Source organism: Thermococcus camini (genome assembly GCF_904067545.1).
In the GTDB taxonomy this organism is placed as follows: domain Archaea; phylum Methanobacteriota_B; class Thermococci; order Thermococcales; family Thermococcaceae; genus Thermococcus; species Thermococcus camini.
The window spans coordinates 1,139,920-1,161,859 of sequence record NZ_LR881183.1; the positions used below are offsets into that span (position 1 = coordinate 1,139,920).

23 protein-coding genes are annotated in these 21,940 nt (G+C 53.2%); 10 read left to right on the forward strand and 13 right to left on the reverse strand.

Translation table 11 applies throughout. The features are described 5' to 3' along the window. Window positions 1-73 precede the first annotated feature (73 nt). From glyA to TIRI35C_RS06205, 7 genes are all read left to right on the forward strand, one after another. The gene (gene glyA, locus TIRI35C_RS06175) at window positions 74-1,363 is read left to right on the forward strand and encodes a serine hydroxymethyltransferase (protein ID WP_188202160.1); all 1,290 of its coding nucleotides are present in this window, start codon (window positions 74-76) and stop codon (window positions 1,361-1,363) included. Window positions 1,364-1,447: 84 nt separating this feature from the next. After that, window positions 1,448-1,867, forward strand: a complete 420-nt coding sequence (locus tag TIRI35C_RS06180) for an immunoglobulin-like domain-containing protein (protein WP_188202161.1) — start codon at window positions 1,448-1,450, stop codon at window positions 1,865-1,867. Between the two features lie 226 nt (window positions 1,868-2,093). Continuing rightward, the gene (locus TIRI35C_RS06185) at window positions 2,094-3,488 is read left to right on the forward strand and encodes an ATP-binding protein (protein ID WP_188202162.1); all 1,395 of its coding nucleotides are present in this window, start codon (window positions 2,094-2,096) and stop codon (window positions 3,486-3,488) included. A 229-nt stretch (window positions 3,489-3,717) separates the two neighbouring features. Beyond that, on the forward strand, window positions 3,718-4,050 hold the full coding sequence (locus TIRI35C_RS06190; protein ID WP_088854503.1) for a transcription factor S: 333 nt from the start codon (window positions 3,718-3,720) through the stop codon (window positions 4,048-4,050). Then, complete coding sequence (locus TIRI35C_RS06195; protein WP_014011748.1) at window positions 4,047-4,220, forward strand: hypothetical protein; 174 nt, start codon at window positions 4,047-4,049, stop codon at window positions 4,218-4,220. Before TIRI35C_RS06190 ends, TIRI35C_RS06195 begins: the two co-directional genes overlap by 4 nt. Window positions 4,221-4,222: 2 nt before the next feature. Continuing rightward, window positions 4,223-4,972, forward strand: a complete 750-nt coding sequence (locus TIRI35C_RS06200; RefSeq protein ID WP_058937753.1) for a DNA polymerase sliding clamp — start codon at window positions 4,223-4,225, stop codon at window positions 4,970-4,972. A 42-nt stretch (window positions 4,973-5,014) separates the two neighbouring features. Further along, complete coding sequence (locus TIRI35C_RS06205) at window positions 5,015-5,587, forward strand: DNA replication complex subunit Gins51 (protein ID WP_188202164.1); 573 nt, start codon at window positions 5,015-5,017, stop codon at window positions 5,585-5,587. Window positions 5,588-5,636: 49 nt separating this feature from the next. Here TIRI35C_RS06205 and ribH read toward each other — a convergent pair whose 3' ends face one another. The 4 genes from ribH to ribD are packed head-to-tail and all read right to left on the reverse strand — an operon-like array spanning window position 5,637 to window position 8,884. Then, complete coding sequence (gene ribH, locus TIRI35C_RS06210) at window positions 5,637-6,095, reverse strand: 6,7-dimethyl-8-ribityllumazine synthase (RefSeq protein WP_188202165.1); 459 nt, start codon at window positions 6,093-6,095, stop codon at window positions 5,637-5,639. 11 nt (window positions 6,096-6,106) lie between these two features. Continuing rightward, window positions 6,107-7,267, reverse strand: coding sequence for a bifunctional 3,4-dihydroxy-2-butanone-4-phosphate synthase/GTP cyclohydrolase II (locus tag TIRI35C_RS06215; protein ID WP_188202166.1), 1,161 nt, complete (start codon window positions 7,265-7,267; stop codon window positions 6,107-6,109). Beyond that, window positions 7,264-7,821 (reverse strand): riboflavin synthase, encoded by a 558-nt coding sequence (locus TIRI35C_RS06220; protein ID WP_188203081.1) that lies wholly within the window; start codon window positions 7,819-7,821, stop codon window positions 7,264-7,266. The genes TIRI35C_RS06215 and TIRI35C_RS06220 overlap by 4 nt, the downstream gene beginning before the upstream one ends. After that, on the reverse strand, window positions 7,802-8,884 hold the full coding sequence (gene ribD, locus TIRI35C_RS06225; protein WP_188203082.1) for a bifunctional diaminohydroxyphosphoribosylaminopyrimidine deaminase/5-amino-6-(5-phosphoribosylamino)uracil reductase RibD: 1,083 nt from the start codon (window positions 8,882-8,884) through the stop codon (window positions 7,802-7,804). Before ribD ends, TIRI35C_RS06220 begins: the two co-directional genes overlap by 20 nt. Before the next feature lie 105 nt (window positions 8,885-8,989). Here ribD and TIRI35C_RS06230 point away from each other — a divergent pair, with 105 nt between their 5' ends. Next, the gene (locus tag TIRI35C_RS06230) at window positions 8,990-10,900 is read left to right on the forward strand and encodes a molybdopterin-dependent oxidoreductase (RefSeq protein ID WP_188203083.1); all 1,911 of its coding nucleotides are present in this window, start codon (window positions 8,990-8,992) and stop codon (window positions 10,898-10,900) included. Between the two features lie 222 nt (window positions 10,901-11,122). Beyond that, on the forward strand, window positions 11,123-11,773 hold the full coding sequence (locus TIRI35C_RS06235; protein ID WP_188202167.1) for a peroxiredoxin: 651 nt from the start codon (window positions 11,123-11,125) through the stop codon (window positions 11,771-11,773). A gap of 69 nt (window positions 11,774-11,842) precedes the next feature. Here the strand turns inward: TIRI35C_RS06235 and TIRI35C_RS06240 are convergent, their stop codons facing one another. From TIRI35C_RS06240 to TIRI35C_RS06265, 6 genes are all read right to left on the reverse strand, one after another. Beyond that, window positions 11,843-13,045: a hypothetical protein gene (locus tag TIRI35C_RS06240; RefSeq protein WP_188202168.1), complete on the reverse strand. Its 1,203-nt coding sequence runs from the start codon at window positions 13,043-13,045 to the stop codon at window positions 11,843-11,845. Between the two features lie 155 nt (window positions 13,046-13,200). Beyond that, complete coding sequence (locus TIRI35C_RS06245) at window positions 13,201-13,905, reverse strand: ABC transporter permease (protein ID WP_188202169.1); 705 nt, start codon at window positions 13,903-13,905, stop codon at window positions 13,201-13,203. Then, entirely contained in the window at window positions 13,902-14,603 is a 702-nt protein-coding gene (locus tag TIRI35C_RS06250) for a fluoroquinolone export ABC transporter permease subunit (protein ID WP_188202170.1), read from the reverse strand. Before TIRI35C_RS06250 ends, TIRI35C_RS06245 begins: the two co-directional genes overlap by 4 nt. Next, window positions 14,600-15,451, reverse strand: coding sequence for an ABC transporter ATP-binding protein (locus tag TIRI35C_RS06255; protein WP_188202171.1), 852 nt, complete (start codon window positions 15,449-15,451; stop codon window positions 14,600-14,602). The genes TIRI35C_RS06250 and TIRI35C_RS06255 overlap by 4 nt, the downstream gene beginning before the upstream one ends. 59 nt (window positions 15,452-15,510) lie before the next feature. After that, on the reverse strand, window positions 15,511-15,834 hold the full coding sequence (locus TIRI35C_RS06260) for a thioredoxin family protein (RefSeq protein WP_188202172.1): 324 nt from the start codon (window positions 15,832-15,834) through the stop codon (window positions 15,511-15,513). 10 nt (window positions 15,835-15,844) lie between these two features. After that, the gene (locus tag TIRI35C_RS06265) at window positions 15,845-18,244 is read right to left on the reverse strand and encodes a heavy metal translocating P-type ATPase (protein WP_188202173.1); all 2,400 of its coding nucleotides are present in this window, start codon (window positions 18,242-18,244) and stop codon (window positions 15,845-15,847) included. Window positions 18,245-18,359: 115 nt separating this feature from the next. On the opposite strand from TIRI35C_RS06265, the gene TIRI35C_RS06270 reads away from it, so the two are divergent. After that, window positions 18,360-18,953 carry a TRASH domain-containing protein gene (locus TIRI35C_RS06270; RefSeq protein WP_188203084.1) on the forward strand — a complete coding sequence of 198 codons (594 nt, stop codon included), beginning with the start codon at window positions 18,360-18,362 and terminating at the stop codon, window positions 18,951-18,953. 4 nt (window positions 18,954-18,957) lie between these two features. On the opposite strand, the gene TIRI35C_RS06275 is transcribed toward TIRI35C_RS06270, so the two are convergent. The 3 genes from TIRI35C_RS06275 to TIRI35C_RS06285 all read right to left on the reverse strand — a co-directional run bounded on the left by TIRI35C_RS06275 (window position 18,958) and on the right by TIRI35C_RS06285 (window position 21,886). Beyond that, a complete protein-coding gene (locus TIRI35C_RS06275) occupies window positions 18,958-19,287 on the reverse strand; it encodes a hypothetical protein (RefSeq protein WP_188202174.1) in 330 nt (109 codons plus the stop codon). 146 nt (window positions 19,288-19,433) lie between these two features. Continuing rightward, window positions 19,434-19,655, reverse strand: a complete 222-nt coding sequence (locus tag TIRI35C_RS06280) for an SHOCT domain-containing protein (protein WP_246454701.1) — start codon at window positions 19,653-19,655, stop codon at window positions 19,434-19,436. A 176-nt stretch (window positions 19,656-19,831) separates the two neighbouring features. Next, a complete protein-coding gene (locus TIRI35C_RS06285; RefSeq protein WP_197971663.1) occupies window positions 19,832-21,886 on the reverse strand; it encodes a heavy metal translocating P-type ATPase in 2,055 nt (684 codons plus the stop codon). Window positions 21,887-21,940: the final 54 nt, after the last annotated feature.

The window sequence follows — 21,940 nt, forward strand, 5'->3', positions numbered from 1 at the left end:
CTTTTCTGTACACGTGAACACATGCGGTAAGATTTATATTCCCAGCGCTCAAATCCCCATCGAGGTGTTCCACATGGCTGAAGGATACAAAGCATACCGCGACAGGGTTATGGGCTTCCTTGAGGACCACGAGAAGTGGAGGAAGCACACGATAAACCTCATTGCCAGTGAAAACGTGACTTCTCCGAGCGTCACCCGCGCGGTGGCGAGCGGTTTCATGCACAAGTACGCCGAGGGCTGGCCAAGGGCCCGCTACTATCAGGGATGCAAGTACGTTGATGAGGTCGAGCTCATCGGTGTCGAGCTCTTCACCAAGCTCTTCGGAAGCGACTTCGCCGACCTGAGACCGATTTCCGGAACCAACGCCAACCAGGCGGTCTTCTTCGGCCTCACCCAGCCGGGCGACAAGGCCATCGTTCTCCACACCAGCCACGGCGGCCACATAAGCCACATGCCATTCGGCGCCGCCGGAATGCGCGGCCTTGAGGTCCACACCTGGCCCTTCGACAACGAAGCCTTTAACATCGACGTGGACAAGGCCGAGAAGCTCATACGCGAGCTCGAGCCCAAGATAGTCGTCTTCGGCGGCTCGCTCTTCCCGTTCCCGCACCCGGTCAAGGAGCTCGCCCCGGTCGCCAAGGAGGTCGGCGCCTACGTCATGTACGACGGTGCCCACGTTCTTGGTCTCATCGCCGGAAAGCAGTTCCAGGACCCGCTTAGGGAGGGTGTTGACATAATCACCGCTTCAACCCACAAGACCTTCCCCGGACCGCAGGGCGGTGTCATCATCTACAAGCGCTTTGGCGAGACGGAAGAGATAGCCAAGCTCCAGTGGGCCATCTTCCCGGGTGTGCTCAGCAACCACCACCTCCACCACATGGCCGGAAAGACCGTTACCGCGGCGGAGATGCTTGAGTACGGTCAGAAGTACGCTGCCCAGATCGTCAAGAACGCGAAAGCCCTGGCGGAGGCCCTCGCAGAGGAGGGCTTCAAGGTCATCGGTGAGGACAGGGGCTACACCGAGAGCCACCAGGTCATCGTTGACGTCAGCGACCTCCACGAAGCGGCCGGGGGATGGGCGGCACCGCTCCTCGAGGAGGCAGGCATAATCCTCAACAAGAACCTCCTGCCCTGGGACCCGCTTGAGAAGGTCGAGAAGCCGAGCGGCCTGCGCATAGGCGTCCAGGAGATGACACGCGTCGGCATGCTTGAGGACGACATGAAGGAGATAGCGCACTTCATCAAGCGCGTCCTCATCGACAGGGAGGACCCGAAGAAGGTCGAGCGCGACGTCTTCTACTTCAGGCAGAACTTCCAGAGGGTTTACTACTCCTTCGACTACGGGCTCCCGTTCAGGGAGTGATCTTTTCTTTTCTCACTTTAACTCCGCTTGAAGCGTTGGCAACCGTTAAAAGCTCCTCCGCGTACCTTTTCCAGGTGATGCCGTGTGAGGAAGGTTCTCCCGGTCCTGCTGATAGTCCTGCTGGTTCCTCTCGGGTACTACATAGCCTCGAGCGATGGAGCTCGAAACCTCCCGAACGGTGAAGGAATCGTTCTGAAGCTCGACAAGAGCAGCTACACCCCAAGCGACGTGATGGTTCTCACACTCCTAAACAACGCCGATACCAACGCCACCACGAGCTACCACTTCAAACTTTACAGACTGGAAGGCGGGAAGTGGAAAGAGGTTCCGGTGAACATGATGTTCATAGAGATCGCCGTCGTAATAGAGCCCGGGAAGAGCTGGGAACAGAAGGTAAAGCTCTCCGACCTTGGCCTTACACCGGGGCACTACAAGATAGTCAAGGAAGTCTTCCTCGGGGGCACGACGGTTAAGGCCGGGGCTGAGTTTGATATCAATGGATAGTGGAAAGCACCTCCTGGGGAGTTGTGATGAGGGGCACAGTTCTCTTGGGCCTTTTTATATTCCTCACTGGTATCACGGTCGCCCTCTACGCTGGACCGGGTGTCAATACGGGAAGTTCCTGAAAGCCTCACCGTTCACGGCGGGGAGGAGGTCAGTGACACAAATTTTTCCCGCAAACGCAACTTTTAAATAATTTACTCACAAGTAATTTACTGGTGGGTAGATTATGTTCATCAACAGAAAGACAGAGCTTTCCATGCTCAGGGAAAGGCTCGGAAGAGGAAAGGCCGAGTTCATCGTTGTTTACGGCAGAAGGAGAGTTGGAAAAACGGCACTGCTTCTCGAATTCCTCAGACAAAACGGCGGGGTTTACCTCCTCGCAAGGGAGACAAGCGAGGCAGAAAACCTTAGGAGGTTCTCTCAGAGGATAGCCGAACACTTCAACGACGAGTTTCTTTCCAAAAACCCCTTTCAGAGCTGGGACGCCTTTTTTGAGTACCTCTCTCAAAAAAGCAAAGAAAGGCTGATAGTCATTATAGATGAATTTCCCTACCTTATGAAGGCAAATCCTGCCCTACCCTCCATCATTCAGGAGTACTGGGACTTAAAGCTGAGCAAAAGCCTGATTTATCTCATCATCTGTGGCTCAAGCGTCTCGATGATGGAGAGGCTCCTCGGATACAAGAGCCCTCTCTATGGAAGGAGGACAGCACAGCTGAAGGTGAATCCGCTGGGCTTCTTCGAGGCGAGGGCTTTTCTGCCAGGGTACCCGATTGGGGACTTTGTAAGAGCTTATGGAATCCTCGGGGGAACGCCGGCCTACCTGCTTGAGTTCGACGACTCAAAAAGCATCGAGGAGAATCTGAAAAGCTACTTCCGTCCGGACTCGTTCCTCTACGGCGACGCCCGCTTCGTCCTGATGGAGGAGCTCGACGAGCCAAGGAACTACTTTGCTATAATGGAATCTCTCGCGAGGGGAAAAACAACACTCGGCGAGATTATGAATGGGACTGGACTAGAGAGAGGAACCGTTGGAAAATACCTCAGTGTTCTGATGGACCTCGGCTTTGTGAGACGGGAGGTTCCCGTCACAGCGAGTAGAAAGAGCAGGAAGGGACGCTATTACATAGTCGATCCCTACTTCGCCTTCTGGTTCCGCTACGTTCATACCAACGAAGATTTGGTGGAAACGGAGCAGGGGGACCTTCTCGCTGAGCTTGTGATGGATGACCTGAACGAATACCTAGGATGGGTTTTTGAGGAGGTTGCGAGGCAGTTTTTAATCGAGCTGAACAAAACCGGAAAGCTTCCCTTTCGCTTCACGAAAATCGGACGATGGTGGAGGAAAGGGGAGGAGATTGATTTGGTGGCGCTGAATGAAAGGGAAAAACAGGCTCTCTTCGTAGAGACCAAATGGAAAGATTTGAGCAAGCGGGAGGCGAGGGGAGTTTTGAAGGATTTGAAGAGGAAGGCCGGGCTCGTTGAGCTGGAAGGATGGGAGCACTATTATGGTCTCGTTGCCAGGGGCGTTGAGGGTAAGGAAGGGCTGAGAGAAGATGGCTTTGTAATCTGGGATCTGAAGGATTTTGAAAGGTTTGTCCCCTCTAAAGGCGAATTTTGAAGGGTTGTGGGAAAGCTGCGGGAGAGGACTACCACCAGAGTGTATCAGGAGGCTGTGAAGCGACTGATAAGCCTCGCGCTTGAAGACCCATCGGGAAAGAATGGGTGGGCGTAATCCCCATGCATGAGGCACTCAGGATAAAACTGAAAGGCCTCTTCTGAATCAACCCCTGGCAAAACTTTTTATTCTCCTCCCACATACCGAACCCTCGGCTGAAGGAGGTGAAAAAATGAAGTTCTGCCCAAAGTGCGGTAACCTCATGCTCCCGGACAGGAAGAGGAAGGTATGGGTCTGCCGCTCATGCGGTTATGAGGAGCCCTTTGATGAAGAGAAGGACAGGGAGAAAACAAAGATTACCCAGAAGGTCGAGCACAAGCCCGACGAGGGAATCATCGTCGTCGAGCAGGACGTTAAAACATTGCCGACCACCAAGGTCACCTGTCCGAAGTGCGGCAACGATACAGCTTACTGGTGGGAGATGCAGACGAGGGCCGGCGACGAGCCGAGCACGATATTCTACAAGTGCACCAAGTGCGGCCACGTCTGGAGGGCCTACGAGTGAGGGAGCTTTCCGAGCTTGAGCGCGAAACCCTCAGGAAGCTCGCGGAGAAGGCCCTGAAGGAGCTTGAAGAGGCCTACAGGAGGATACCCGACACCGACAACGGAAAAGCTTATTTATTCCGCGGAAAAGAGAGGGTTAGGCTGATGCTCGATATACTGAAGGAGGGGTAAAGATGCCGTTCGAAATAGTTTTCGATGGTGCCAAGGATTTTGCCGATCTTATAGCCACCGCAAGCAACCTCATCGACGAGGCTGCCTTTAAGATAACCGAGGAAGGAATTGGAATGCGCGCCATGGACCCCAGCAGGGTCGTTCTCATCGACCTCAACCTCCCGGAGAGCATCTTCTCCAAGTACGAGGTAGAGGAAGAAGAAACGATAGGAATCAACATGGACCACTTCAAGAAGATACTCAAGCGCGGCAAGAACAAGGACACGCTCATTCTCAGGAAGGGCGATGAGAACTTCCTTGAGGTTACTTTCGAGGGAACGGCAAAGAGAACCTTCAAGCTCCCGCTCATCGAGGTTGAGGAGCTCGAACTCGACCTTCCAGAGCTTCCGTTCACCGCCAAGGTCATCGTCCTCGGAGAGGTTCTCAAGGAGGCAGTTAAAGATGCTTCCCTCGTCAGCGACGCCATGAAGTTCATAGCCAGCGAGAACGAGTTCATAATGCGCGCCGAGGGCGAAACGAACGAGGTCGAGATTAAGCTCACCCTTGAGGACGAAGGTTTACTCGACCTCGAGGTTGAGGAAGAAACGAAGAGTGCCTACGGAATCAGCTACCTCGCGGACATGATAAAGGGCATCGGCAAGGCCGATGAGGTTATAATCCGCTTCGGCAACGAGATGCCTCTCCAGATGGAGTATCCGATAAGGGACGAGGGCAAGCTGATATTCCTCCTCGCCCCGCGCGTCGAGGACTGATTTCTTTCCCCTTTCATCCCATTTAGTCCGGCTGGTGGTAGCGTGGACATCGTCAAGCTCAGGGAACTGCTCGAGGCGGAGCTTTCATCGCCGGAACTGACGGAACTAGATGAAGAATTCTACGAGGAGTTCGATAGCCTCATCAAGGCCCTAAAGCTCGGCGCGGAGAGCTCCCGTGAGAGGGGCGAGGACATCGAGGAGAGACTTTACCTTGCCCAGCTGGGAATAGCCGAGAAGCTCATGCGTGAGATAATCAAAATCAGGCTCCATAAAATCGTCGATCTGGCGGTCGAAGGAATCCCCGGCGAGCTGACTGCCGAGGAGAAGAAGATATTCACAGTTCTGAGGGCCTTCATTGAGCGTGAGGAACTTGCCGTTCCCGAGGTCGCGGAAGAGAAACTTCCCGAGAGGGTCCCGGAGAACCAGGCCGGGCCCTTGAAACGAACGGCCCCGAGCGAGGCGTACATAATCAAGTTTGACCTGCCGAAGATACTCGACCCTGAGCTTAAGGAGTACGGTCCCTTCCGGGCCGGAGACCTCGTTATTATTCCCAGAAGTCTCGGGAAGGTTCTCGTCGAGAGGGACGCGGCCGAGAGGATAAGGATCGCCCCATGACGAGAATAGCTGCCATCCCGGATTAACGTCCAAAAAATAACTAGAACATTCAAAGTTTTTTCATCAGGTTGGCCATCTCCAGCGTTGCCATGGCGTACTCGAAGCCTTTGTTGCTCTTTATTCCAGCTCTGTTCAAGCCCTGGAGCTCGTCTTCCACAGTTATCACGCCGAAGATTACGGGAACTCCGCTGTCGAGGGAGACCTTGGCGACGCCTTTGGCAACCTCGTTGGCAACCAGCTCAAAGTGCCTGGTTTCTCCTCTAACCACCGCGCCGAGAGCCAAAACCGCGTCGTATTTGCCACTCTCGGCGAGTTTTTTGGCAACAAGCGGTATCTCGAAGGAACCCGGGACCTTCACAACGTCCACCCTATCGACGCCATGCCTTTCGAAACAGTCGAGTGCCCCTTTGAGGAGCTCCCCGGTCAGGAGGTCGTTGAAGCGGGCAATGACGACACCAATTCTCAGACCTTTCCCTATGAAGTCTCCTTCGATCCTTTTCACCTCCATCCAATCACCCCCTAAACCTCGAAGGGCAACCTGTGGCCGAGCTTCTCAGCCTTCACCCGGAGGTAAGGTCTGTTGTGCTCCGTAACCTCGCCCGGAGCTGGAATGATCTCGACGACCTCGATTCCGAACTCCTCGAGGGCTTTCGCCTTTGCCGGGTTGTTGGTGATGAGCCTGATTTTCGAGACACCCAAAGCGCGGAGCATTTGAAAAGCTGCCTCGTAGGTTCTTTCATCCGCCTTGTGACCGAGCGCCTCGTTTGCCTCAACCGTGTCGAGATCCTTATCCTGAAGCTCATAGGCCTTTATCTTCTCCTTCAGACCAATACCCCTGCCCTCCTGGTTCATGTAGAGGAGTATACCCCCTTCCTGAGCTATCATCCTCAGGGCGTTGCTCAGCTGACTCCCGCAGTCGCACTTGAGCGAGGCCAAAGTGTCTCCCGTGAGGCACTTCGAGTGAACCCTCACCAGCGGGACCTCGCCGTAGGGTTCCTTCACTATCGCCACGTGCTCCCTGAAGTCCAGCTCGTTGTCGAAGGCTATTATTCTGAAGTCTCCATAGCGCGTCGGCAGTCTCGCGTTGGCGTAAACTTTGATCAACTGCTTCCTCCTCACGAACTCCTTCCAGATGTCGTCTGTTGTGAGGACGGGCAAACCATGCTCCCCTGCAAAAGCCAGCGCGTAGTCCCTGTTGTGGGAATCTCCCTCGTCGTCGAGAATCTCCACTATCAGGGCGTAGCGCTTGAATCCCAGAAACTCCATCAGCTCCAGCGAGCTCTCGGTGTGGCCCTTTCTCCTGTTGAGGCCCACCCCACCAAGGAGGTGCAGATGGCCGGGATAACGGAAGGCCTCAACGCCCAGCCCTTCTGCAATTTTCCTGGCGGTTAAGGCTCTCTCCTCAGCGGTTATTCCTGTGAAGGTCTCCCTGTAATCAACGGGAATCAGGAAGTTCGTTTCTCCTTCTTTGATCGGAAGCGAAAAGAAGCCCCGCTTTAGAGCCTCGTCCATGTCCATTGTGAGGCAGAGAAGACCCTTGGCAGAGAGCATGAAGTTGACGACCTCGGACGAAGCTATCTCCGCGGGGTAAACTAAATCCGCCTCGAACTCCCTTCTATCATCTATTAGAACTATCGGCTTCCCATCGAGAACTGCTTTCCTAATCTCCTTCCAGTTCATGTTCTCGCCTCCATGATACGCTTCACGTATCTGGCCAAAACGTCGATTTCGTAGTTCACCCTTTCCCCTGGCCTCAGAAGACCAAGGTTGGTGTTTTCGAGTGTGTATGGAATCACCTGAATCCAAAAGCGGTTTGATTCTACCTTAGCAACCGTCAGGGAGACGCCGTTTAGGGCTATGGAACCCTTCTCAGCTATTCCCCACCTCTCGGGTGGCATTTCAAAGGCCATCCAGGTGGTGTTCCCGGAGCGTCTGACGGTTAAAAAGCGCACCGTCCCGTCCACGTGACCTGTGACTATGTGCCCGTCGAGCCTTTCGCCGAGCTTCAAAGCCCTCTCCAGGTTAACGACCTTCGCCTCTCTGAGGTTCGTCCTCCTCAACGTTTCCTCGCCGACGTCGAAGACCGCTCTTCTTCCGTCGAACTCCACAACGGTTAAACAGGCCCCGTTAACGGCGACGCTGTCTCCGGGTTTGACCTCGAAGGGCAACTCTACGTACAGTCTTCCCGATGAGTAGAGGGCTTTCCCTGTTCCCTCAACGATTCCGCTGAACATCTCCATCACCTGGGTAAGCCGTCACGAGGAAGCTCTCTCCGAGCCTCTCCAGCGATTCTATCTCGAGCATGGGGGCGTCGTTGGGACTTTCCACCTTCAGGCACTCGAAGGGCTTGATTCCGTTGCCGAAGAGCTTTGGCCCGTAGAAGAGGTAGAACTTATCCGCAAAAGCTAAGAACTCGCACGCTATCCTTCCACCCTCGATTAGAACGCTGTCGATGCCAAGCTCGCCAAGCTTCCTCAGGATTTCCTCGGGTTCTGTTATCCTATACGCTTCGGCTATGCCCTCGAAGAGTTCCGGCCTCTCGGTGAAGAATATAACTCTGCCGTCCTCGAAGAGTTTGAACCTCTTGCCAGCTTTAATTGCTTCCGCAACCCTTGCAGAGCGGTCGAGGATCACCTTCACCTTCTCCGGGCAGTTTTCAAGCCTGCAGTTGAGCCTTGGGTCGTCTGCTAGAACCGTTCCGGAGCCTACCATTATAGCCATGTGCCTCCTCCTGAGCTCCTGAACCTTTAGTCTGGCTTTTTCTCCGGTAATCCACTGGGAAGAGAAATTTTCGGTCGCGATGAAGCCGTCTAAGGTCAGGGCAAGCTTTATGGAAACGAACGGCATTTTTGTGGTTATGTACTTGATAAAAATCTCGTTGAGCTTTCTGGCTTTTTCCTCCAGAACGCCCACCTCAACCTCTACCCCCGCCTTCGTCATCTTCTCGATTCCCCTGCCGGCCACGAGGGGGTTGGGGTCTTCCATCGCCACTACAACGCGCTTGAACCCCTCCTCTATTATCCTATCAGCGCATGGCGGTTGCTTCCCCCAGTAGGAGCAGGGTTCGAGCGTTACGTACATGGTAGCGCCCCTAACGTCGTGGCCTTTCTGCTTAGCGTCTTCTATAGCCACAACCTCTGCGTGCTTCTCTCCGAAGCGTTGATGCCATCCAACGCCGATTATCTTTCCGTCTTTGACTATGACCGCGCCAACCATCGGGTTAGGACTGACCCAGCCCTCGCCTTTCCTCGCGAGCTCGAGCGCGAGCCACATAAACCTCTCGTCTTCCTGCATCATGTCCACAAATTTGTTCCAGTTTTTATAAAAATTTGTTCCATTTTTGAAACACCTAAAAATTTATATTCTTCGAACACCCCCAAGTTGTGAATAACGGTGATGCCCATGCCCTTCTCAGTCTGCACCCGCGACTGCTACGACACATGCTCAATCCTGAGCGAGTTCAAGGACAGAAGGCTCAAGGTTAGAGGCAACCCCGAACATCCAATAACGGCCGGTTTCCTCTGCCCGAAGGGGGCGCTCCTCCCAAAGTGGTTCCACGCGGAGGACCGGCTCAAAAGGCCGCTCATTAGGACGGGTGAGAGGGGAAGCGGGAGCTTTAGGGAGACGAGCTGGGAGGAAGCTATTGAACTCGTTGCCAGAAAGCTGAGGAAGACGATTGAAGATCACGGAAGCGAGAGCGTTTTAGTTTACCAGTACGCCGGGGACAGGGGAGTTGTGAACTACGCCTTCCCGCTGAGGTTGTTCCATTATCTCAACACCACCATGCTCGACTACGGAATCTGCGACAGGGCAGGTCAGGAGGCTTTGAGAGACGTCTACGGGACGGCAGTTGGAATGGATCCGGAGGAGCTCAAAAACCAGCGGTTGATAGTTTACTGGGGTGTTAATGCGTTCTGGACGAACCTGCACGGCTTTGTCCTGGCGAGGAAATATGGCCTCAAAATATGGAGTGTTGATGTCGTCAGAACCGAAACCGCCAAGCGCTCTGACAGGTTCTTCCAGATAAAGCCGGACACCGACGTTCTCTTTGCCCTTGGAGTTGCAAAGGTTATAATCGAAGAAGGACTCCATGATAAAGCCTTCGTCCGCGAGAACGTTTACGGCTTCAAAGAATTCAAGAATTATGTAAAAACATTATCGCTTGATTATGTAAGCAGGGAGACAGGGATAGGGATTGAGGAGATAAAGACCTTCGCGAGGGAGTTCGCCGAGAAGAGGGGAGTAATCCACATAGGCTACGGCTTCCAGCGCTCCTTAGCTGGAGGAGAGGCCGTAAGGGCAATAGCTATCCTTCCAGCCTTAATAGGCCATTCCTTCGGCTTCATCTATGACATGAAGACCATAGACAAAAGCTACGCCGAGGGCGCTTTTCTTAGAACTAAGCCAGCTAAAAGAATTCCCCAGATGAAGCTTGCCGAGTACATCGAACGGGGCGGGATAAAGTTCCTCTACGTCTACAACTCCAATCCCCTCGCGAGCCTGCCGAATCAGAACCGGCTGAGGAAAGCGCTGATTGAGAACGACGTTTTCGTGGTCACACACGATATCTTTCTCACAGATACCGCCCTCTACTCCGACGTCGTCCTTCCGGCAAACACTTTTTTCGAGAGGCTTGACATCCTCGATTCCTACTACCACCGCTACGTGGCTTTAAACGAGCCGGTAGCGAAACTCTACGGGAAGAGCAACAGCGAGGTGACGAGGCTTCTGGCGAAGGCGCTGGGCATTAAAAATCGCCACCTCTACGAGAGCGACGAGGAGGTCATCAGGAAGGTCCTTGAGATGAACGGTTTAAACTGGGAGACGCTGAAAAGGGAGGGCTTCCTCAAAGTCCCAGAAAAGCCGAGAAGGTGGGAAACGCCGAGCGGGAAGATAGAGTTTTTCTCTCAGAGGGCTGTAAAAAGGGGCCTAAGTCCATTTCCCAAGTACAGAAGCTTCAAAGGTAAATACCCGCTTCGGCTGCTCACTCCGACCCACAGAATGACGATAACGAGCCAGTACCATAACACACACGGAATGATCGACCCGAACCTTTACGTCAATCCCTCTGATGCCAAAGAGAGAGGCCTTGAAGACGGAGATACCGTGGAGGTCTTCAACGACAACGGGAGCATCAGGACTGAGGTCAGGCTTACGGAGGACGTTCCGCCGGGAGTGGTTCTGCTTTACAAGGCTTTCTGGGCTAAACTTCTCGGCTGGAACGCGAACTTTCTGACAGAGGATGAAACCGTCGAAAAGTACGGGAACGGCTCTGCATACCATTCAACATGGGTCGATGTCAGGAAGGTTTGAGGCAAAAAGGGACTTTTTCTTCAAGCTTTTTGACAATGCATTTCCATTCAATCTCCCACTATGACAATCAATCGTGGACATTCTTTGCACGGTTATCCTCAGACCCCTAAAAATTCTTGGATATTCGACAAAGTTAATACTGTTAGACGAACCGAAAGGTTTATATATCCGAACCAGTGAGGTTTATAGTGAAGAAAACATAGAAAAATGAGGTGATGGAAGATGGTAGTGATAGGAGAAAAGTTCCCTGAGGTTGAGGTCAACACCACCCACGGCAGGATAAAGCTGCCCGACTACTTCGCCGAGAAGGGCAAGTGGTTCGTTCTCTTCAGCCACCCCGCTGACTTCACCCCGGTCTGTACGACCGAGTTCTACGCGATGCAGAAGCGCGCCGAGGAGTTCAGGAAGCTTGGCGTCGAGCCGATCGGGCTGAGCGTTGATCAGGTCTTCAGCCACCTTAAGTGGATGGAGTGGATCAAGGAGAACCTCGGAGAGGAGATAACCTTCCCGGTCATAGCCGACGACAGGGGCGACCTTGCAGAGGCCCTCGGCATGATCCCGAGCGGTGCAACGATAACCGCGAGGGCTGTCTTCATCGTCGACGACAAGGGAATAATAAGGGCCATCGTCTACTACCCGGCCGAAGTCGGCAGGGACTGGGACGAGATACTCAGGCTCGTCAAGGCCCTCAAGATAAGCACCGAGAAGGGCGTTGCCCTGCCGCACAAGTGGCCCAACAACGAGCTCATCGGCGACCGCGCCATCGTTCCGCCGGCCGGAACAGTCGACGCCATCAAGGAGCGCGAGGAAGCCAAGGCCAAGGGCGAGATCGAGTGCTACGACTGGTGGTTCTGCCACAAGAAGCTTGATTGAGCTTCTTTCCCTTCTCCTCTGTTCTTCCAGTTCCTAAAAGTCGATAGGCCGAGCGTCTTCTCCTGGACTTCATGAAGGACACACCCCGTCCCAGCCGTTACCAGAAGTTTGAGTGCCGTTCACGACACCATTTTCAGCAAAGCAAAAGACCAGAACTTCAACATCTTCTCCATTCAGGATTCCCGTTGAAACATGGCCCCTAAAGACGGAGTACTCTCTACCGCCCCTGCCGAAGACGGTTATCGAGAACCAGAGAGGGGGTTTATTTGATGGTGACTCCAGTATCATCATCAGATTCATGTCCCTCGCGGACTCCAGCGCAGTTCTTGATACAACCCCTTCACTGGCGAGTTCCTCAAGGAATGGAAGAAGTTCCAAGCCCAACCTATCAACTTCCTCCGTGATGTCATAGTACCTCAGTAGAGGATTCTGGGAGAGCTTAAATTGTCCCACCAGCTCTAATTTCACTCCCGGCGGGGTGGTCGTTTTCTCAACATCGTACGCCCACCCATGGTGGAATCCCCGGCTCATACGCGGCACGTAAATGTACTCCTCATAGAAAAACTGGCCGTCGAGGCTTATTTTCCATCTCTCGTATCTGTAGGTTACGTACCTCTCAATGAAAAGGGTGGAATTCGGCTCCAGCATTGGATTGCACACCATTCCATTCCCAACTCCAGGATACGTATGCCCTATGGAACTCCAGTTGAGTCCATCGAAGAGGTAGACCCTGAAAGCCATAGAGGCTGGTATCTCACCAATATCAACTATCCCGTAGCTCTCGCCAGCGACGATTACCTGGACAAACGGAACCGAGACGTTGCGTTCTTCAAGGGCCACCCGGGACTGATAGATACCGGTTTCGCCCGATTCCAATGTAACTGTCCGGTATCGTGGGGTTATCACGATCCTGGCCGGAAGTTTGCTCCAGTCAACGGTAAACGTATGGAACGACGCGCTCCCGTTTTTCACGAGCGTTATCATCAGGAGGGAAGTCGTTCCATGTTCCTCTGGGTGCTGAGCCTCCCAGGCCATTTTAACATCTCTGAGGTTGAGCATGATAGTGTCCCATTTGACCCTCCCGGAGTAAATTCCGCGAAAGCCGTCGGGGTAGAGGACTTTAATGAAGATGAATGCATCTTTTGCGTCCTTAAGCTCCACAGTCACCCAAGTGGGCTTGAGCCCACCCGTGTCAATGTGAAAGATGGCCGCGGAGATCAGAAGGATCGCCAGCAGTACAACGGTGACCAGCCTCTTGTCCATGCCTACCACTCTAGAATGTAAAAAGGAACCATGATATAAATCTTATGCCGGACATGGGCCAAGCCGTCAAAAACGTTCCTCACGCCAAACCAAAGACGGAAAGAGTTGAAACATATTGTCTCCCCGATTCTTAGCCATTTTCTTGACGTTTTGAGGATAACAATCTAAACCACCCTTCTCCTGAAGAGCACCACCAGCGGGACGAGCCAGGCTAAGTGAACGGCCACCGCCACCGGGAAGTCGCCGTAATCGTTTAGGGCTATACCCTCAAAGACTCGGTACGTCCAGTACGTCGGCAGGAAGGCTGTGAGCTTGCTCCAGTCGGTTGAAAGGTTCCTCCACACCACGAGGAGCTTTACCGCGGGTGGGAGCATGAGGAGCCAGCCCAGGATCTTGGATACTGTCAAAGCCTGCATCCTCGACTCGGCAAAAATCACTATGAGCAGTCCGTAAATCCACACCTCAAGGACGAAAAGGGCCACAAGAGCAAGCACTCCCCTCCGGGGCACTTCAATCTCAAGTATCTTCGGGGCAACTGCCGTGAGAGCCGCCGTTATCAGGGACGCCCATGTCAGGCGGTATGCCAAAAATGCCTCGCTCGAAATGGGGATGACCTGCAGGGCCTGTATGGTTTTGTCCTCCTTCTCGTCGGCCATCATGAAGCCGGGTATCATGCCGAATATCATTGGGATGAAGACCAGCACGAGGAGGGCCACGAGGGGGTAGAGCATTCCCATTCTTACCTTGAAGTAGCGGACGACGAAGAGCAGAATCAGCGTCATACCAACGCTGTAGAGGAGCATTGGATCCCTGCGGAGCAGTTTCAGATCCGTCCTGTAGATGCTCACAAACTTCCTTACAAAGCTCATCTCACTCCCTCCACCGCGTACTTGTAAAACCTGATTCTGGCGAGGCAATACGCTACACCACTCCAGATTATCAAACCAACACCAGAAAGCATCAATGTATCTCTTGAAATCTCTTCAAAGGGTGCTTTAAAGAAGTACAGGGCCGGGTAGCTCGGTATGAGGTAAAGGACCCTCCATATCCCGCCGGCTAGGTAACCATGATAGTGGGCAAAGGGCAGGAGCGAGACCACCATGACGCCTATTATTGGAATGAAGTAATCGTCCAGGTCATGGTATTTCGCGGAAATTCCTATGCCAAGGAGCGTGTAAACAATAGAGACAAGGAACACACCGATTATTACGTAAGGCAGGCCTTTGAGAGACCTCGTTCCAATGACCATTATCAGCACTGCACCAATGACCGATAACAGGCTCATGATAAGGGTTTTGGCAATAATGTAGCTTCTCCAATCTATTGGAGTTACAGCTAGGGCTCCTATAGCACCATCTTTCTTTTCGGCAAATATCTCGGTGCCCACGAACATAAAACCTACAAGTCCTGGCTCAAAGAGGAGAAAAATCGGCACCATAGTAGAGAGATACTGATCCGGAAACACCATGAGCATTAACCCATAAGCTAATCCTATTAATACGTATATCGGATAAACGTAGCTTCTCACTCCAATGACAAGGTTCGTCCTGATTATGTTCCCAATCATACGAGTCTCCTCCCCGTTACCTTGAGGAAGATTTCTTCAAGGGTAGGCTCCTCGGTGTTGATTCTACGTACTTCATAGTTTTTGATAATGTCAAAAAACTCCTTGTTCTGACCAATTCCCTCAATTGGGAATTCTTTAACACCAACATCACCGGCAGCAACATATTCCACCTTGACACGCCTTTTCCCCATCTTTACTTTGAGATTACTTGGATTATCCACGAGCCTCACAGCACCGTCCACGATGAATGCCACTCTATCGCAGAGCTCATCCGCAACGTACATGTTGTGGGTCGTGAGAAAGATGGTTTTCCCACTTTCGCGCATCTCAAGGAGCAGGTCCTTTATCCTCCTCGCGCTCGCAGGGTCGAGGCCTTCCAGAGGTTCATCAAGGAACAGAATCTCCGGGTCGGGGAGTAAAGCCCTCGCGAGGTCGAGCTTCTTCTTCATGCCCTTGGAGAAGCCGGAGACGAGCTTATCCGCTTCGCTTTCAAGCCCGACAACCTTGAGGACTTCTAGAGGATCGAGATGCTTTCTGTAAAAACTCGCAAAGAACTCAAGGTTTTCCAAAGCGGTGAGCTTTGAATAAACCGCTGGAAACTCGAAGGAGACGCCGATTTTGTTGTAGTAGTCTTTGCCCCACTCCCTGAGGTCTTTCCCAAGGATTTTTACGGCCCCATCATAGTCCCTCAGGATTTTCACCAAAATTTTGACAGTTGTCGTCTTGCCGGCCCCGTTCGGCCCAAGAAAGCCGTAGATTTCACCCTTCTCTACGGAGAAGCTCAGTCCATCAACGCCCCTGACCTCGCCGTAGTACTTCCTAACGTTCTCAACCTCAATGACGGGCATGGTTTCACCAGTTAAAAATATGCACTTAAAGCAATTATAGTTAGCCCCTCACATGTGCGTTATTTGAAGGTCTCATCAAGGAGTTTCTTCAGACCTTCAAACCTTATGAGAACCTCCTCTTTCCTCCTTATGAGGTTCTGCCTGGCAACCTCTTCCCCGTCCTTAAGGTAGACCAGCGTCGGGACGTTGAGGATGTCAAAGCGGTTCACAAGGTCGTTCCATTCCTCGGCGTTGATGTGAACGACCGTTATCTCCGGGAACTCCGCACTGAGCTCTTCCATGAAGCTCTCGACTATTCTGCACGGCGGACAGCCCGGGATGGAGAACCACAGCACAACTTTGCCAGAGTTTAGCTCGGTGTTTCCATTGTATTCCACTATCATCTCGGCCACCTCACACCTTAGCCCTCTTCAGCAGGAGCGAGTTGGTGACGACGCTCACGCTGCTTATGCTCATCGCTCCCGCCGCCCACTCGGGCTGGAACTCCACGCCGAAGAGGACGAACGCCAGACCAGCCGCGAATGGAATCAGCATCGTGTTGTAGAACATCGCCCAGAAGATGTTCTGCTTTATCTTCGCCAGCGTCTTCTGGCTCAGCTTTATTGCCCTCACCACGTCCATCGGGTCGTTCTTTATGAGAACCATGTCCCCGCTCTCCATGGCTATGTCCGTCGCGTTGCCGACGGCTATGCCTATATCCGCCCGGGCCAGGGCAGGGGCATCGTTTATGCCGTCGCCGACGAAGATAACTGTCTCGCCTCTCTCCTGGAGTTTTTTGACCTCCACCGCCTTGTCTCCGGGCAGAACCTCTGCGAGGACGTAGTCTACCCCAAGGGCTCTCCCTATCGCCTCGGCCGTTCTCCTGTTGTCGCCGGTTATCATGCCGACCTTCTTACCCATCCTGTGGAGCTCCTCAATGGCCTCCTTTGCTCCGTCCTTTATTGTGTCCGCTATGCCAATCACTCCAACTATCCTGCCGTCTATGGCAACGGTTATGGCCGTCTTCGCCTCGTCCTCAAGCCTGTGAAGTGCCCCCTCCACATCATTCACCGAATAGCCGTTTTCGGCCATGAGCTTCCTGTTTCCCGCCAGTACCGCCTTCCCACCAACAACCGCCCTAACGCCCTTGCCGGTTATTGCCTCGAACTCCTTCGGCTCCTCAAGCTCAAGGCCGAGTTCCTGGGCCTTCCTCACGATAGCTTCGCCAAGTGGGTGCTCGGAGCGCTTTTCAGCCGAGGCAACGAGCCTTATGAGATCCTTCTCGTCCATGCCAAAGGTTATTACGTCGGTCACTTCAGGCTTGCCCTTTGTGAGCGTTCCGGTCTTGTCGAAGAGCACGACGGTGGCTTTCCTCGCTATCTCAAGCACTTCCCCGTTCTTGATGAGTATCCCCATCTCGGCACCTTTGCCCATTCCAACCGTCAAAGCGGTCGGCGTTGCAAGGCCGAAGGCGCAGGGGCAGGCTATCACCAGGACGCTGAGGAGGGTTGTAAAGGCGAAGAGTACGGGCTCACCGGCCACGAAGTACCAGTAGGCGAAGGAGAGTAGCGCGATTGTGAGGACGGCGGGTATGAAGTAGGAAACTATCGCGTCGGCGAGCTTCTGTATCGGCGGCTTCGTGTTCTGGGCCTCCTCAACGAGCCTTATAATCTGTGCCAGAACGGTATCCCTGCCGACGCGCTTTGCCTCTACCCTGAGCACTGAGTTCCTGTTTACAGTCCCCCCTATAACCTCGTCCCCGGCCTTTTTGAGATTCGGAACCGGCTCTCCGGTTATCATGGACTCGTCCACGTAGCCTTCACCATCGAGCACGATACCATCAACGGGAACCCTCTCTCCAGGCTTCACTATCACGATGTCCCCAACTTTGACGTCACTTATCGGAACCTCAATCTCCTCGCCGTTCCTTATCACTGTGGCCTTCTTCGCCTGAAGCCCCATGAGCTTCTTGATAGCCTCGCTCGTTCTCCCCTTGGCCCTCGTTTCGAGGTACCTGCCGAGGAGCAGGAAGGCCATGAGCAGGACGCTGGCCTCGTAGAAGTTGAAGTCCTCCGGGATAATCCCAACCGTCGCAAGGACGCTCGCAAGGTAGGCCGAACCTATGCCTAGGGAGTACATGACCTCCATGCTGAGGGTTTTATGCTTGAGCGAGCCCCAGGCTTTGCCAAATATCTCCCTGCCAGCGTAGGCTATCGCAACGGTGGACAGGATGAACTGGAGGGACATGAGGTAAGGAATTTCAAGGCCAAAGCGCCCAGCCTGCATGGAGGTGAAGAGGACTATCCCTACTCCCCACGCGACGCCGAGCTTCTTCTTCATGTTGTGGAGATGCCTCTCCCGCAGCTCCCTCTCAAGGTCGTGGGTTTCCTCGCCCTCAACACCGATGAACTGGTAGCCAACTTCTTCAATGGCTTTTTTGATGTCGTCAGTAGTTACGAGGCCAGGATCGTAGCTCACCCTGGCACTTTCGGTTCCCAGGTTGACGCTCACGTCCAGAACGCCGGGCACTTCCCCGAGCGCGGCCTCTATGGTCCTGGCACACATCGCGCACGTCATTCCACCTATCTTAATCACCGCTTCCCTCCGCTCTCTAACTACTTCATAGCCCAGCTCCTCGATGGTGGCTATAATTCTGTTCAATCCAACCCTTGATTCATCGAATTTAACGTGGACGTTCTCCGAGTTCAAATTAGCCCTGGCTTCCTTCACTCCAGGAAGTTCTTTCAGGGCCTTCTCTATGGTTTTAACACACATGGCACAGGTCATGCCGTTAACCTTCAACGTAAGTTCCATTTCTTCCACCGTTACTTACTATGCTTGAGGACTTATGGGGATTATTTTTTACAATCTGAAAAGCTCAACCAGAGAATTTTTATAGTTTGAAGACTAAATTAGGATGGTGAAAGAAATGAGGCTGGACGAACTGGATTTGAAGCTCATCTATCTGCTGATGGACAACTCCCGGCTGAGCATCTCAGAGCTTGCGGAAAGGCTCGGTGTCAGCAGGCCGACCGTCAAGTCCCGGCTTGAAAAGCTTGAAAGGGAAGGAATAATCGAGAAGTACACCGTAAAGCTCAATCCACAGCTTTTCAGGGCGCACAACGTCGTTGCGCTGATAGTAAAGACGGACGAGCCAGATAAGATGAAGGAGTTCGAAGAGATCATCGAAATAAACCGCTTCACGAGCAGGAAGTACCTCATAAAAATAGCCGTTGAGAACATGGAGGAGCTGAGAAAGGTCATAGAGGGTGCAGGGTTTGAGGTTATCGAGATAATGCCCATTCTCGAAAGCGTGGAGCGCCCCAGTCCTCCAAGGGTCAAGGTCCCCTTCAAGTGCGACTACTGCGGCAAGGAGATCGTCGGGGAGCCCATCGTGTATAAGTACCACAACAGGGTTTACTTCTTCTGTTGCCCGACCTGTCTGAGGGAGTTCAGGAAGACGAGGGAGAACATAGAAAAATTCAAGCTAAAAGAGGAGGTAAAAGGAAAAGCGGGAAGCTGAGGACTCACTCGTCCTCCTCGATTCCCATGGCTTCCTCACAGGCTTCGTGCCTCTCCTTCCAGCCGTTGCCCATGTACTTGGCCATATAGTCTTCCATGGCAGACTCCATCTCATCGTGCATCTCAATGAGGTTGCCATCCCCCATGTGCTCCTCCATTTCCGCGTACATCTCATCATCCATCATGCCGTGCATGCCGTAGCCGCCCATGGGGCCAAAGCCCCAGCGCGTGCCGGTTCTCTCGGTTGTCTCGAATCCCCCCGTGTGGGCCATTCCAAGCGGAAGGGCTATGAGCGCTCCGATGAGGAGCCCGATAAACAGGGACTTCCACTCCATTTTGCATCACCTCGAATTTTGTTTTCCATATACGCATTCGCCCGGTGGGATATAGGGCTTATTGCTCACATTCTGGAAATTCAAACCCCGAAAATTTTCGGAAAGGAAACCATAATTATCAAGAAAGCTGAAAAAATGAAAGGTACTCATCCCTCAAGGAGCTTTCTCCGTCGCTTCTCGTATTCCTCATCGTCTATTTCGCCCCGTGCGTACTTCTCATCGAGTATCTCCAGGGCGCTCTTCTTGCTTCCCCCAGAGCCCTGCTCAACCAGCCATTTAATGAACCAGACTATTCCAACGATTATCAGCACCCAGAACAGGAGCATGAATATCGCCCCAAAGATTCCAAAGTAGCCGAATCCCATCATCTCATGCCACCCCCATTCTCCTTCTCCAACATGGGCCAAGAACTGGCCCCCTAAACTTTCGAACATCATTTTGATCTCCTCACATACTACTCAGTGGTAAAGGCTATAGGGCTTATTGTTGGCAAAAGAGAAAGAAATACGGGAAGATTATCGCAAAAGATAAAGCAAAGAGGCTATCAAACCTTCAAAAACCTCGCGTTGATGGCCACTATCACCGTGCTCATGCTCATCAGCAGGGCGCCAAGGGCAGGGCTGAGGAGGATTCCGTAGCTGTACATCACTCCCGCCGCCAAAGGAATGGCGAAGGTGTTGTATCCTGTTGCCCACGCCAAGTTCTGCACCATCTTCCTGTAGGTCGCCTTGGCAAGGTGTATCCCCGTTATGACGTCCCTCGGGTCGTTCTTGACGAGGATTATGTCGGCGCTCTCTATAGCCACGTCGGTTCCTGCTCCAATGGCTATGCCCACATCGGCCTGGATCAAGGCAGGGGCGTCGTTTATACCGTCGCCCACCATCGCTACGGTGTAACCCTGCTCCTGGAGCTCCTTGACCTTCTCAGACTTCTGGTGCGGCAGAACCTCGGCGAAGAAGCCATCCAGCCTGAGTTCCTCAGCAACCCACTTCGCAACCTTGGCGTTGTCGCCGGTGAGCATGTAGGCCTTTATGCCCATCTCGTGGAGCTTTTCAACGGCCTCCCTCGATTCGGGTCTTATCTTATCGGCCAGAGCTATAGCACCCACGAGCTTTCCATCAAGAACCAGGAAGACAACGGTCTTACCCTGCTCCAAGACTTTGTTGACGCGCTCGTCTTCTCCCCACAGACCTTTTTCCTTCAAGAAGCCGGGGCTCACAACGAGGACTTCCTTTCCGTTGATGACGCCCTGGACACCTTTGCCCGGAAGAACCTTCGATTCGCTGACCTCGTAGGTCCCAAAGCCGAGTTCTTCAGCTTTTTCGACTATTCCCTGGGCTATCGGGTGGTTTGACTGGGACTCAAGTGTCGCCGCATACTTCAGGATCTCCTCCTCGCCGAGCTCGTCCAGCGCTATTATGTCAGTTACTTCGAACTTGCCTTCGGTCAGCGTCCCGGTCTTGTCAAAAACGACCACCTGAACGTCTTTCGCTCTTTCAAATGCCTCCCTGTTCCTTATGAGGATTCCCTTCTTGGCCGAGATTGACGTTGACACCGAGACGACCAGCGGGACGGCTAAGCCAAGCGCGTGCGGACACGTTATGACCATCACGGTAACCATTCTCTCCAGGGCAAAGACGAAGGGTTTACCGAGGTAGAGCCATGTACCCAGGGTTATCGTTCCTGCCGTTATGGCTATCACTGTAAGGTAGAACGCCGCCCTGTTGGCCAGATCCTGAGTTTTTGACCTCGTTTCCTGCGCCTGCCTGACGAGTTCAACGACCTGCATCAGGTAGGTGTCCTTTCCTGTCTTTTCTATCCTGACCTTTATGGCCCCTTCGAGATTTATGGAACCGCCGATGACCCCATCGCCGGGCTTCTTATAGACCGGTTTCGACTCACCCGTCAGCATGGCCTCGTTTACACTCGTTTCACCCTCGACTATGGTGCCGTCGGAGGGTATCTTCTCGCCGGGTTTGACGAGGACTATATCGCCCTTCTTCAGCTCGCTGACCGGAACGTCCTTTATTACCTCGGGCGTTACGAGGTGAGCCTCCGTTGGCATGAGCTTTATGAGCTCCTCCAGGGCCCTTGAAGCCCCAAGGACTGAGCGCATCTCGATGTAGTGGCCGATGAGCATGATGTCAATAAGCGTCGCAAGCTCCCAGTAGAAAGTCTTCCCAGGAACGCCAAAGGTCACCGCCGCACTGTAGAAGAAGGCAACCGTGATCGCTAATGCTATTAAGGTCATCATGCCCGGCAGCTTTTTCTTCAGCTCGTCCACCATGCCCTTAAGGAAGGGCCAGCCGCCGTAGAAGTAGACCACAGCAGAGAGGCCAAAGAGAACGTAGTGATCGCCCGGAAAAGTCAGCTCAAAGCCCAGAAACCTCTGTATCAGCGGCGACAGGGCCAGTATTGGGACCGTCAGTATCACAGAGACTATAAAGCGCTTCTTGAAGTCCTCCATCATCATCCTGTGATGCTCGGCGTGGGAATGCTCGTGGCCCTCGTGGCCCGTATCTTCAGCTTCATGGTCTCCCCCTTTCTCCATCTTCATCTCACCGTGCCCCTCCATGGGAGGGGCCTCCTTATCCACCATATAAATCACCATTAAGTTTTCGTTTCGAACCCCTATAACCGTATCCTTTAAAGT

Bases quoted from the DNA above. Each gene is read 5' to 3' on its own strand.
- glyA (WP_188202160.1), top strand. From the start codon at position 74: ATGGCTGAAGGATACAAAGCATACCGCGACAGGGTTATGGGCTTCCTT.
- TIRI35C_RS06265 (WP_188202173.1), bottom strand. From the start codon at position 18,244: ATGGAACTTACGTTGAAGGTTAACGGCATGACCTGTGCCATGTGTGTT.
- TIRI35C_RS06245 (WP_188202169.1), bottom strand. From the start codon at position 13,905: ATGAGCTTTGTAAGGAAGTTTGTGAGCATCTACAGGACGGATCTGAAA.
- TIRI35C_RS06285 (WP_197971663.1), bottom strand. From the start codon at position 21,886: ATGGTGGATAAGGAGGCCCCTCCCATGGAGGGGCACGGTGAGATGAAG.
- ribD (WP_188203082.1), bottom strand. From the start codon at position 8,884: ATGATGCAGGAAGACGAGAGGTTTATGTGGCTCGCGCTCGAGCTCGCG.
- TIRI35C_RS06270 (WP_188203084.1), top strand. From the start codon at position 18,360: ATGAGGCTGGACGAACTGGATTTGAAGCTCATCTATCTGCTGATGGAC.
- TIRI35C_RS06220 (WP_188203081.1), bottom strand. From the start codon at position 7,821: ATGTTCAGCGGAATCGTTGAGGGAACAGGGAAAGCCCTCTACTCATCG.
- TIRI35C_RS06280 (WP_246454701.1), bottom strand. From the start codon at position 19,655: ATGATGGGATTCGGCTACTTTGGAATCTTTGGGGCGATATTCATGCTC.
- TIRI35C_RS06250 (WP_188202170.1), bottom strand. From the start codon at position 14,603: ATGATTGGGAACATAATCAGGACGAACCTTGTCATTGGAGTGAGAAGC.
- TIRI35C_RS06275 (WP_188202174.1), bottom strand. From the start codon at position 19,287: ATGGAGTGGAAGTCCCTGTTTATCGGGCTCCTCATCGGAGCGCTCATA.
- TIRI35C_RS06260 (WP_188202172.1), bottom strand. From the start codon at position 15,834: ATGATAGTGGAATACAATGGAAACACCGAGCTAAACTCTGGCAAAGTT.
- TIRI35C_RS06215 (WP_188202166.1), bottom strand. From the start codon at position 7,267: ATGAACTGGAAGGAGATTAGGAAAGCAGTTCTCGATGGGAAGCCGATA.
- TIRI35C_RS06255 (WP_188202171.1), bottom strand. From the start codon at position 15,451: ATGCCCGTCATTGAGGTTGAGAACGTTAGGAAGTACTACGGCGAGGTC.
- TIRI35C_RS06235 (WP_188202167.1), top strand. From the start codon at position 11,123: ATGGTAGTGATAGGAGAAAAGTTCCCTGAGGTTGAGGTCAACACCACC.
- ribH (WP_188202165.1), bottom strand. From the start codon at position 6,095: ATGGAGGTGAAAAGGATCGAAGGAGACTTCATAGGGAAAGGTCTGAGA.
- TIRI35C_RS06190 (WP_088854503.1), top strand. From the start codon at position 3,718: ATGAAGTTCTGCCCAAAGTGCGGTAACCTCATGCTCCCGGACAGGAAG.
- TIRI35C_RS06185 (WP_188202162.1), top strand. From the start codon at position 2,094: ATGTTCATCAACAGAAAGACAGAGCTTTCCATGCTCAGGGAAAGGCTC.
- TIRI35C_RS06200 (WP_058937753.1), top strand. From the start codon at position 4,223: ATGCCGTTCGAAATAGTTTTCGATGGTGCCAAGGATTTTGCCGATCTT.
- TIRI35C_RS06230 (WP_188203083.1), top strand. From the start codon at position 8,990: ATGCCCTTCTCAGTCTGCACCCGCGACTGCTACGACACATGCTCAATC.